Here is a 10,724-nt window from a genome sequence, read left to right as displayed (position 1 = left end):
AAGGGAATCCTCTAGATTCCCTTTTTATTATATCTTAACGTAATACGTTTCTAAATTATCGTTAGTAATTTTTTCTATGCCTTGTTCCGTTTGGATTGCAACATTAATAACATGCAAAATATCTGATTTTTCATTTAAACTGCAGTTCCAGATTGTTCCGTCCGAAAGTACAATTTCTGAATATAGCGACACAGCACTTTTCTGGTCATTATAAACCAAACTTTCTTTTTTTAGTATTTTCTTTTCTTTAGTTTTTTTATCAACTTCAAAAAAGAGAATTTCATTTTCACTAATTTCAATAAATTCTTCTAGATCGGTTTGATTCTCAGAATTCATTGCTGTTGTCGACCAGACTGGCTGACTACCTGATTTTTTCCAGACTCCAATAGCCTGATCCAAAATTTCTTTTCTTAAAAATTCACGAAGCGTGTCTACTTTTTTAATCGATTCCTGACCGATTTCATTCTCAGGTTTGATATTTGCAGCCAGTGAAAATAAATCGAGAGCTTTAACAAAATCAGCTTTTTTGTAGTAGGAAACAGCTAATTCATATTTACTTTTTTGAAATGCAGTTTTTTGATCATCCTGTCCGAAGATCTGAAGAGTAATCAAAAAAACAATTAGGGGGAATGTTTTTTTCATTAATTAATTTTGATTTGTTAGTTTACAAACCTAATTTTTTTTGAATAAACTTTCCTACTTTTTTATGGATTTTAAATTATTTACAATCAATCTAAATAAAAAAGCATTTCTTTTTTAGTAGAAAGAAATGCTTTTTTATTATTAATCAAATGTAACTATTTTGCTTCCCAGCGATTATTCTTTGGAGTTGCATCCATAAAAATACCTCCATCCAATTCTACTTGTTTGATTTTTTTGGTACTTTTTAAAACAATCTTAGCTGTCTTTTGATTCTTTTCCCAAACTGCAGGCGTTTGATGCAACGTTACTTTTGAGTTGTCAGTATAGGTTACGATTACATCAAAAGGAATCGCAAAACCTCCAATATTTTCAACAGTAATACTTTTATTATCAGCAGCAACATTTTTTACTGCAATATCTAAGTAATTATTTGTAAAAAACCAGTTATTGAAAAACCAGTTTAGATTTTTTCCTGCTGAGGTATTGAAGGAATTAAAATAATCCCACGGAATTGGATGTTTTCCATTCCAAGTATCCATATAATCGTGTAATGCTTTTTTAAACAAATCATCACCCAACATATCTTTTAAAGCTAAATAAGAAAGAGAAGCTTTTCCGTAAGAGTTATTTCCGTAACCAGCTCCAGAAACTTGTGTAGACATTGTTATAATCGGCTGATCTTGCTCTGCAGAACGATCCTGAATATAATTTTTCACTCTAAATTCTTGATAAAATTTATCTGCAGCTTCTTTACCGTGTTCATCAATTCCGATCAAATATTCAAAAGTAGTTGCCCAGCCTTCGTCCATAAAAGCGTAACGTGTTTCGTTAATTCCCATATAAAAAGGAAAATAAGTATGTGCTACTTCGTGATCTTGAACCAATTGCGCAAAAACAGGATCTCCCATTTCAGAATCGTTACACATCATTGGATATTCCATATCTGCAAAACCCTGAAAAGCAGTCATTTTAGAAAACGGATATGGAACTCCCGGCCAATTATTTGAAAACCAATCTAAAGCATATTGATTATTCTTAACCGAATTAACAAAATCTGTTCCCTTAACATCATAAGCAGCTTGAACGCTTGCACGGCGATTTGTTTTCTTATCTACAATAACACTGCTCGCATCCCACAAATAATGATCGCTTAAACCAAAACATACATCTGAAATATTTTTAGCTTCAAACTTCCAGACATTCCAATCGTATTGTTTGGTTACAATTCCGCTTTTCATTTCCTGTTCGTTGGCAATATGCAGAATTTCGTCTGTTGTATAAGATTTCTTTAAACGAGTTGCAAAATCGGGTTGCAAAACCTCATCTGGATTTAATAAATCTCCTGTTGCATAAACGACATAATTTTTAGGCGCTTTAACCGAAAAAACATAGTCATTAAAATCATTGTAAAATTCCTGACGGTCTGTATGAGCCAATCTGTCCCAGCCATTATAATCATCATAAACCGAAACTCTCGGATAACTGTAGGCTACAAAAAAAGTACTTTCGTCAATTTGTCCTTCTCTCCCACTTTCTTTCGATAAAGGATAATTCCACTGAATATTTAAAGTCACTTTAGAATGGGGCGGAATTGCTTTTTTCAATTTTATATTTCCCACAGTTCCCCATTTTCTGGCATTTTCCTTATATACTTCATTTTCTATTTTTAATGAAGTAATGGTCAATCCGTCGCTTAAAAAATCGTCGCTTACCTCACTCCCACGAGGAGATGATGGTTTATGAAGATTGTTAACAAAACGAATGGCAAGATTTCTTAAAGTGTCTTTACTATTGTTCTCGTAAATAATGGTTTCTGTACCGCTTACTATTTTCGTAGCAGGATCAACCATAATTTCCATATTGTATTTTCCGCGATTCTGCCAGTAGTTTTTTCCTGGTTTTCCATCTTTAGAACGAGTTTCTTTTATATAAGCTTCTTTTATATTTCTTGGCATATAAAGCTCCTGAGCAAAGATATTTTGAGTAAAAAGAACAAATGCGAGTACTGCACATTGCAATATTTTCTTTTCCATAAGTAGATCTTAGGTATTATGAATTAATTTTTGATAACGTATTAGTGGATTTTTATCTACAAATGTTACAAATTTAGTTATTAATTGTTAATTGTTGATGGTTAATAGTTTTTGGTTGGTGGTGAAATGTGCAAACTACATTTTAAATTAGATTAAAAAAAAAAAAGCTTAGCAACTTTGTCACTTTGAACCTTTGTCACTTTGTTCCTAAAGAAGAAAAACCGTCTATCACCAAAAGCAACAGACGGTATCTACAAATAATATATAACCTTGATGACTACAAAATATAATCAGTATTAATAAAATTCGATTCTTTGCTGTTAAGCAATTCCTGCAGAATCTCATTATTATAATCGATATCTTTTGAAGCTACAAACGTACGGATTGAGAAAGAACGTAAAGCATCTGGAATACTCAAAGTTCCTACAGCAGAATCTTTACGACCTGTAAAAGGGAAAGCATCTGGTCCTCTCTGACAAGAACTGTTGAGGTTTACTCTACAAACCAAGTTCACCAAAGCATCAATCAGCGGAGCTAAAGTTTTAATGTCTTTACCAAACAAACTTACTTGTTGTCCGTAGTTTGATTCTGCCATATCTTTTAAAGGCTCTTTAATATCTTTGAATGAAAGAACAGGAACCACTGGTCCGAATTGTTCTTCATGATACACTCGCATTTCTTTGTTTACTGGATATAAAACCGCTGGAAAAATATAGTTATCAGTATGTTTTCCTCCTTTTTCATTGATGATTTCAGCTCCTTTAGAAGTGGCATCATCAATTAATCCTTGAATATAAGCTGGTTTTTCTGATTCTGGAAGCGGTGTTAAAGAAACTCCTTTTTCCCAAGGATTTCCAAAAACTAAACTATCTACTTTTTCAGCAAAGCGTTTGTTGAATTCTTCTCTGATAGATTCGTGAACATACAATACTTTTAAAGCTGTACAACGTTGTCCGTTAAAAGACAAACTTCCAGTAATACATTCCTGAATTGCCAAATCTAAATCGGCATCTGGAAGAATAATTGCCGGATTTTTAGCTTCTAAACCTAAAATCAAACGCAATCTATTTTTGTTTGGATGCTGATCTTGTAAAGCAATCGCCGATTTACTGTTTCCAATTAATGCCAAAACATCAATTTTTCCAGATTTCATAATTGGAGAAGCTACTTCACGACCTCTTCCATAAACGATATTGATTACTCCTTTTGGAAAACTGCTTCTGAAAGCTTCTAACAATGGCGAAATACATAAAACACCATGTTTCGCAGGTTTAAAAATTACAGTGTTACCCATAATTAAAGCTGGAATCAATAATGAAAAAGTTTCATTAAGCGGATAGTTGTAAGGTCCAAGACACAAAACAACTCCAAGAGGTCCACGACGAATCATAGCGTTTACACCTTGTACTTTTTCAAAGTGTGAACTGCGTCCGTTTAGTTCTTTATAACTAGCAATGGTATCGTAGATATATTCTACTGTTCTGTCGAATTCTTTTTGTGAATCTCCTAATGATTTTCCGATTTCCCACATCAGGTATTTTACTACCTCTTCTCGGGTTTCTTTCATTTGTTTCACAAAATTTTCCATGCTTTTAATACGGTCGGCTACTTTCATAGTTGGCCATAAACCTTGTCCCATATCGTATGCATTGGTAGCAGCTTCAACAACTTCTGCTGCTTCTTTTTCTCCCATAAAAGGAATAGATCCTAATAAGGTCGGTGAATACTTTTCAGTTGAAGAAATAGTAGAAAACACAGGTGTGGTTTGCCCTGTCCATTGTTTCAATTCTCCATTCACAAGATAAGTATCTTGGTTTATCAGCGTATTAATCTGATATTCTTCTGGTATAAAGCTCATAGTTTGGTTATTTAATGGTCTGGTAATTCTATTTTCAAAAGAAAAAAGAGGCTTTTTTTATGCCTCTTCTTCTTTTATGGTTGTACTGTTTCGCCTTCCCAATCCAGGATTCCTCCAAGCAGATTGTAGGCATTCTGTATCCCCAATTCGTTCATGATCTGGCAAGCTTTTGCACTTCTTGCCCCAGAACGGCAGTATACATAGTAATTTTTATTTTTGTCTAATTCTTCGATTTCGTAAATGAACCCTTGCCCTTTATTGATATCAATGTTTAAAGCATTCTCAATGTAGCCGTCATTAAATTCGTCCTCAGTTCTTACGTCAAGTATAACTGCATTTTCGTCAGCTTCTAACTGAGCAACCCAATCTTCTTGTGATAAATTCATAATAAAATGTGTTTTTGTAAAATTACGACGTTTCTATATATAAAAAACGTACCAAATGCGATTTCGATTATTATTCTCAGAAAACGTTTTAGAGAAAGTATTATAATCAGTGATTTACAAATTTAGTTACTATTTTTAAAAATTCAGTCTACAAAATCGGTAGAAAATAGGATTTTTTCATTTTCATAAAATACATCTTAAATCTGGTATTCTGACAATTAATACCAAACCAAACTATTATCTTTGTAAACAATTATAATTTTCAATTCGATTTCGACAAAAATATCCGCCACGAATTACACCGATTTTCAATAAATCGTTGTGGTTCGAATCAAAAAAAACTATAAAATGCAAAATTCACTAAAAACCATCTTTCCCAATTTCTCTAACGACCTTATTGCAACTATAGAAGAAAACGGAAGTCTGCAGGATTTTGAAGCGGGAACAATTTTAATGCGTACCGGACAATACATTAAAAACACAGCTTTAATTACGAAAGGCAAAATCAAGATCTATCGTCAGGGCGAAGATGGAGGCGAATTTCTATTGTATTATTTACAACCAGGACAAGCTTGCGCAATTTCGATGATTTGTACCGCAAAAAGCGAAAAAAGCCAAATCATGGCCAAAGTAGTTGAAGATGTTTCTGTGATGATGATTCCGTTACAAGCTATGGACAAATGGATGATGGAACACAGAAGCTGGTACGAATTTGTAATTGAAACTTACAGAAGCCGTTTTGAAGAAGTACTGGAAGTTGTCGATAATATTGCGTTCCGTTCTATGGATGAGCGATTGGAATTTTATCTAAAAAGGCATTCCGATGCCTGTGGCTGTTCTGAAGTAAATTTATCACATCAGGAAATAGCAACCGAATTAAATACTTCTCGTGAAGTTGTTTCCAGATTATTAAAAAAAATGGAACAACGCGGCTTAGTAAAACTCAACCGAAACCAAATTGAATTATTGAAATAAAGTTTTTTTCGCCACGACTCGAGCGATAGCGAACAGGCGAAGCAATTCACGAATTTTCACGATTAATTTTGTTGTCTTTAATTTCACCAATTTCTCAATTATTATCAAAAAATAATTTGTGAATTCATGGTAAAAAAAACTCTCATGATTTTCTACCACTAGTTTTCCTGTTTTTTTTATCAATCATAATAAAAAATAATTCGTGAATTAGTGGCGAAAAAAACTCTTCTGTGATAAATGTTACTGTAGGATTCTAATTTCCGAAGCACCTTTGCATCAAAATAAATGCAATGGAATATTTAGGCTTTTTTGCTTCAATCATAATCGGAATAACACTTGGCTTAATTGGCGGAGGCGGTTCTATTTTGACTATTCCTATTTTAGTTTATTTATTTAAAGTAAATCCAGATCAGGCCACTTCTTACTCTCTATTTATTGTTGGATTGACTGCTTTGTTTGGCAGTTTTAGTCATTACAAAATGGGAAATCTAAAATTAAAATCGGCTTTGTATTTTGCTGTTCCGTCTGTTATTTCCATTCTGATTATTCGCGAAGTCATATTTCCACAAATTGCAAAAACCTTATTTTGTGTCGCTTCTTATACAGTCTCAAAAGATTTTCTGATTATGGTAATCTTTTCTGTATTAATGATTACCGCTGCCATTTCGATGATCAAAAAAAATCAGCCTGAAATAAAAACAACAGAAACAAACTATTTACAATTAAGTATTATTGGTTTTTTAGTCGGAATCGTAACCGGATTCCTCGGAGCAGGAGGCGGATTTCTGATTATTCCTGCACTACTTTTCTTTGCTAATTTACCAATGAAACAAGCTGTTGGAACTTCATTATTAATTATTACTATTAATTCATCAATAGGTTTTGTCGGAGATTTATATATCGGAACGCCTATTAATTATACTTTTCTTTTAAGCGTCTCCGCAATGGCACTAATCGGCATGCTGATTGGAAGTCAGCTTTCTAAAAAAATAGATGGCGCAAAATTAAAACCTCTTTTTGGATGGTTTGTACTTGTAATGGGATTTTACATCATTACTAAAGAGGTCTTCTTTTAGAATTTAATGTTCTCACAGATCGTGTTGATCTTTGTAGATTTTTAAATATTTTGAATTTAGTTTTACTTGTAGAGTAATCTTTGTCAAAGTTTTATACTTTGACAAAGATGAAACTAAAACTGAGATTTTATTAGCTCAAATTTCTCCAAACCTAGTTTTGTAACGGCTAAGTTCGATCTCTGTTATATTCAGAAGCCTTTCCAGCAATTGAATTTTATCTTCATACAGCTCCTTCAAAACCGAAGTACTATCTGTATTAATCATTATACTTCCGTTGTTATTTCCAGTTATTTTACTGTTATTATTATTGTAATTGGTAAAATATTTATCGTAATCGAAACTAATTATATCTTCTACAGTGACATCTAAAATCCTTCCTATTTCGCAGAGTTTTTCATAACTGAGGGAAGTTTTGCCTTTTTCAATTTTGCTGTAACCCGCCTGAGTTACACCTAATCTTTCTGCCATGTATTCCTGAGTATAATTTTTTAACTCTCTAATGTTTCTAATCTTGTTTTTAATTGTTGCGGCCATAATTTTTGTTGAATTGGGGTCATGTATAGTTAAAACAGCCAACTGCTAATTTTTTTTAGCAGCATAACTACACTTCTATTTTTGGGAAATCTAAAGCTACTTTATAATTGGGAATTTATGAAGTAACATGACGTTAATTTTTTTCTTTATTGATAAATAACCGTCTATCTAAATTGCTTTTGTAAAAAAATTCACAAAGAATAATATAAAACGTAAACATTTCTGATTTAAGCGGTTCTTTTAATTTTTCTCTCAAACTGAAGTTCTTGATAATGATCTATCTGTCTTCGAATTACCAAACGATCTTTTACTTCGATTTTAGTTCTTATCTCATTTTGATAAATATCTTTAACAATAATAAAATAAACAAACTCTTCGTCGTTTTTAAATCGAATTGAAATAATCAGAGTATAACATAAAAGTGTGGGAATGATATAATACAAATCCATTATATCAGAAAAAACCATGCAGTAATAAGCCACTGCGGTAACGGCAATAAAAGCACCGTTTTCAAGAAAATGTTTTTTCTTCTTTTTTAGCAGACCAAGCTTTCTAACTTCATCAAAATGGTACTGCCAATTTTTAGATTTGTAACGAAATCTAATCTTGTCGGGTAAAATTGTTAAAGGCATAATAAATTGTAGGTAAAAAATGATTTAAGCTCTTTTGGTAAAAATCAATTTCTAAAAATTCTTAGGGGGAGAAATTCTTAGATACGCAATATTAACGATTAACTCTTTTTGTTTCCTACAATAAAAATTATAGAATATAACTATTGGTTGTAATTAAATCCTAAATAAACAATTTTGCTAATAAAATGGGCTTATTAAGGACATTATATCTTTTGATTCTTTCAAAAATCAAAAGAAAAATCTGTTTATTAACTTTTTTATTGTCATTGTCTAATTTTAACTTTAAAATCTTTTTGATTCAAACAAAAATACATCTTTAAGTTTTGAATTTCCTTCAGCTTTAGCTCCAGGTAAACAAATCTACATAAAAAAAGCTTTAGCCAAACTACACGATTTTGGCTAAAGCCTAATTCTCTTGAAACAAAAACCTCCAGTTAAAACTGGAGGCAATTGATATTACTTAAACATCAATTTTTTTAGACTTTATGCGTAACCCAAGGAATATAAGTTTCAAATTCTATCTGAACTAGCCCTTCTTTATTTTCAAAAAATGTCAAACTATTTTGCTCACAAAAACCTATTGAGAAATTATTGCCAATATCAGTTAATTCAATTTGAGAAACTTCATTTTCAATATCTTTTTTACAATTTTTACCCTCAATCAGTTTACCTTTAAAATGGAACCATCCTGCAATATGATGCAATCCATTAGGTAAAATTTGATAGGATAAAATTTCAACTTCTTTATTGTAATCAATTCCTAAATTTAAAAACAAGCTCTTAACTTCATCAGGAAAAACTTTTTCGCGGTTCTGAATGTAATTTTCGCAATCAATACATAAACAAGATTCAGCTCCACCTTTAGTAACACGAGAATAAGTTTCAACTGTTAAAGCTTTATCAACTTCAAATTTCCAATCTTTAAATTTTACATTCTCCATCTTAAATTCATGATCAATGTTCGCCATACCCAATATCATCCATTTTCCCACTGAAAACACGATATTGAATAATAAAATAAATAATCACCAAAAACAAAGCGATAAAAAACCAGCTTAAACCAGCATTTAATCCGTATTCGTGAGCTGCTGTATTATAAATAGTCAAAGACGGATTTACGCTATTGGTTGAAGGCAGAACATTCGGAAAAATTGAAACTGCTGTAGAAGCAAATCCTCCAACTAAAAATAAAGTTGAAAATAAAAATCCATGGCCGTCTTTTTTGAAAGAACGGACTTTAAACAATCCTAAAATCCCAACAAAAGTCAGTAATGGAAAGAACCACAAAATCGGATTTTCAACAAAATTATGAAACGGCTTCGGCTCAATAAAATGCCAAATCTGTAACGAAATACAAACCAAAACCAAAAGCACAATATTTAAAGCGAAAACCACTTTTTTCAATTTTGGATTTAAAGCAGAATTTGTTTTATAAATAATCCAGTTCGCCCCATGAATCGTTAAAGCCACGACACTCACAATTCCTAAGAAAAGCGTAAACCAATCGATAATTCCTAATTCATTTGCTTGCGGACTAAAAGTTGGATTCCACAAAGGCAGAAAGAAAAAATGCGGTTCTTGTGTTGAAACACCATTTTGAACCATTCCGAGATTGACACCACGAACGATATTTCCTAAAGCAATTCCGAAAAACAAAGCCAAAAGTAAACTTGCAATTCCGAAAGCTTTATCCCAAATCGCTTCCCACATATGATTGTGTACTTGTCCGCGCATCTCCAATCCGATTGCACGAAAAATCAAAAGCCATAAAATCATAATCAAAGGCAGATAAAATCCGCTGAAAGAAGAAGCGTATAAAGTCGGAAAAGCAAAAAATAAAACGCCTCCTGCCGCAATTAGCCAAACTTCATTAGCATCCCAAAACGGACCAATTGCATTTGTAATTGCTTTTTTATCTTTTTCTGTATCGGCAAAAAATAAATGAATAATTCCTGCACCAAAATCATAGCCGTCTAAAACCAGATATACAGCCAAAATTCCCATTAAAACTACGTACCAAAAAAATTCCATACTTATATTTTTTCTGTTGAAAGTTCCACATGATGCGGTCCTTTATTGATAATTTTTCCAATCAAAAGCAAAAACAATACTCCAAGTAAAAGGTATAAACCAATAAAACCAAGTAATGTAAATAAGGTATTTCCAGAAGAAACCGTTGGCGAAGCTCCCGATGCTGTTCGCAACAAATTATAAACCAACCAAGGTTGTCTTCCTAATTCTGCCGTGTACCAACCAGTTGTATTCGCAATGTACGGAAACGGCATCATGAACATCAATGACCATAAAATCCATTTGGTTTCAAACAGTTTCCCTCTTATTAATTGAAAAAGAGCCAACATCATTAAACCAATAAAAACAGTTCCTAATCCAACCATAATATGATACGCGTAATACAAACCTGAAATATTAGTTGGATGCAAATCTTCTTCAAACTGATCTAAACCTTTAATTTCCTGATCCCAATTTCCGTAAGTCAGGAAACTCAGAATGTTAGGAACAGCAATTTTATTATCTAGCTTTTTATCTTTCACATCGGGTTGACCAATTAAGACAATTTCTGAGCCTCT

Annotated in this window: 11 protein-coding genes; 2 read left to right on the top strand and 9 right to left on the bottom strand. The window is 32.4% G+C overall.

Annotated features, from left to right (window positions below; translation table 11 throughout):
- Positions 1–27 precede the first annotated feature (27 nt).
- The 4 genes from VGE71_RS22560 to VGE71_RS22545 all read right to left on the bottom strand — a co-directional run bounded on the left by VGE71_RS22560 (position 28) and on the right by VGE71_RS22545 (position 4,919).
- Positions 28–642 (bottom strand): hypothetical protein, encoded by a 615-nt coding sequence (locus VGE71_RS22560; RefSeq protein ID WP_331140337.1) that lies wholly within the window; start codon positions 640–642, stop codon positions 28–30.
- Positions 643–797: 155 nt separating this feature from the next.
- Positions 798–2,675, bottom strand: coding sequence for a M1 family metallopeptidase (locus tag VGE71_RS22555; protein ID WP_331140336.1), 1,878 nt, complete (start codon positions 2,673–2,675; stop codon positions 798–800).
- Positions 2,676–2,952: 277 nt separating this feature from the next.
- Positions 2,953–4,533, bottom strand: coding sequence for an NADP-dependent glyceraldehyde-3-phosphate dehydrogenase (locus VGE71_RS22550; RefSeq protein ID WP_331140335.1), 1,581 nt, complete (start codon positions 4,531–4,533; stop codon positions 2,953–2,955).
- A 74-nt stretch (positions 4,534–4,607) separates the two neighbouring features.
- Positions 4,608–4,919 carry a rhodanese-like domain-containing protein gene (locus tag VGE71_RS22545; protein ID WP_091491996.1) on the bottom strand — a complete coding sequence of 104 codons (312 nt, stop codon included), beginning with the start codon at positions 4,917–4,919 and terminating at the stop codon, positions 4,608–4,610.
- A 348-nt stretch (positions 4,920–5,267) separates the two neighbouring features.
- Between VGE71_RS22545 and VGE71_RS22540 the strand changes: the two genes are divergently transcribed.
- Both VGE71_RS22540 and VGE71_RS22535 read left to right on the top strand, forming a co-directional pair.
- The gene (locus VGE71_RS22540; protein WP_331140334.1) at positions 5,268–5,894 is read left to right on the top strand and encodes a Crp/Fnr family transcriptional regulator; all 627 of its coding nucleotides are present in this window, start codon (positions 5,268–5,270) and stop codon (positions 5,892–5,894) included.
- A 290-nt stretch (positions 5,895–6,184) separates the two neighbouring features.
- Positions 6,185–6,970: a sulfite exporter TauE/SafE family protein gene (locus VGE71_RS22535; protein ID WP_331140333.1), complete on the top strand. Its 786-nt coding sequence runs from the start codon at positions 6,185–6,187 to the stop codon at positions 6,968–6,970.
- A 135-nt stretch (positions 6,971–7,105) separates the two neighbouring features.
- Here VGE71_RS22535 and VGE71_RS22530 read toward each other — a convergent pair whose 3' ends face one another.
- The 5 genes from VGE71_RS22530 to VGE71_RS22510 form a co-directional block, all read right to left on the bottom strand.
- On the bottom strand, positions 7,106–7,504 hold the full coding sequence (locus VGE71_RS22530) for a helix-turn-helix transcriptional regulator (RefSeq protein ID WP_144218583.1): 399 nt from the start codon (positions 7,502–7,504) through the stop codon (positions 7,106–7,108).
- A 227-nt stretch (positions 7,505–7,731) separates the two neighbouring features.
- Positions 7,732–8,136, bottom strand: coding sequence for a hypothetical protein (locus VGE71_RS22525; protein WP_331140332.1), 405 nt, complete (start codon positions 8,134–8,136; stop codon positions 7,732–7,734).
- Between the two features lie 476 nt (positions 8,137–8,612).
- Positions 8,613–9,128, bottom strand: a complete 516-nt coding sequence (locus tag VGE71_RS22520) for a hypothetical protein (protein ID WP_331140331.1) — start codon at positions 9,126–9,128, stop codon at positions 8,613–8,615.
- Entirely contained in the window at positions 9,091–10,167 is a 1,077-nt protein-coding gene (gene cydB / locus VGE71_RS22515) for a cytochrome d ubiquinol oxidase subunit II (RefSeq protein ID WP_331140330.1), read from the bottom strand. Before cydB ends, VGE71_RS22520 begins: the two co-directional genes overlap by 38 nt.
- A gap of 2 nt (positions 10,168–10,169) precedes the next feature.
- Positions 10,170–10,724, bottom strand: a 555-nt coding sequence (locus VGE71_RS22510) for a cytochrome ubiquinol oxidase subunit I (RefSeq protein WP_331140329.1), incomplete at its 5' end; no start/stop codon positions are given.

Origin of the sequence: Flavobacterium sp., assembly GCF_036405015.1 — a bacterium.
Lineage (GTDB): Bacteria > Bacteroidota > Bacteroidia > Flavobacteriales > Flavobacteriaceae > Flavobacterium.
Note: the sequence above shows the minus strand (reverse complement) of the source record. Positions and strands in the feature narration are given on the sequence as shown.

What these genes read in the sequence shown, in the direction of transcription:
- VGE71_RS22540 (WP_331140334.1), top strand. Translation starts at nt 5,268, where the DNA reads ATGCAAAATTCACTAAAAACCATCTTTCCCAATTTCTCTAACGACCTT.
- VGE71_RS22560 (WP_331140337.1), bottom strand. Translation starts at nt 642, where the DNA reads ATGAAAAAAACATTCCCCCTAATTGTTTTTTTGATTACTCTTCAGATC.
- VGE71_RS22530 (WP_144218583.1), bottom strand. Translation starts at nt 7,504, where the DNA reads ATGGCCGCAACAATTAAAAACAAGATTAGAAACATTAGAGAGTTAAAA.
- VGE71_RS22545 (WP_091491996.1), bottom strand. Translation starts at nt 4,919, where the DNA reads ATGAATTTATCACAAGAAGATTGGGTTGCTCAGTTAGAAGCTGACGAA.
- VGE71_RS22550 (WP_331140335.1), bottom strand. Translation starts at nt 4,533, where the DNA reads ATGAGCTTTATACCAGAAGAATATCAGATTAATACGCTGATAAACCAA.
- VGE71_RS22535 (WP_331140333.1), top strand. Translation starts at nt 6,185, where the DNA reads ATGGAATATTTAGGCTTTTTTGCTTCAATCATAATCGGAATAACACTT.
- VGE71_RS22525 (WP_331140332.1), bottom strand. Translation starts at nt 8,136, where the DNA reads ATGCCTTTAACAATTTTACCCGACAAGATTAGATTTCGTTACAAATCT.
- cydB (WP_331140330.1), bottom strand. Translation starts at nt 10,167, where the DNA reads ATGGAATTTTTTTGGTACGTAGTTTTAATGGGAATTTTGGCTGTATAT.
- VGE71_RS22555 (WP_331140336.1), bottom strand. Translation starts at nt 2,675, where the DNA reads ATGGAAAAGAAAATATTGCAATGTGCAGTACTCGCATTTGTTCTTTTT.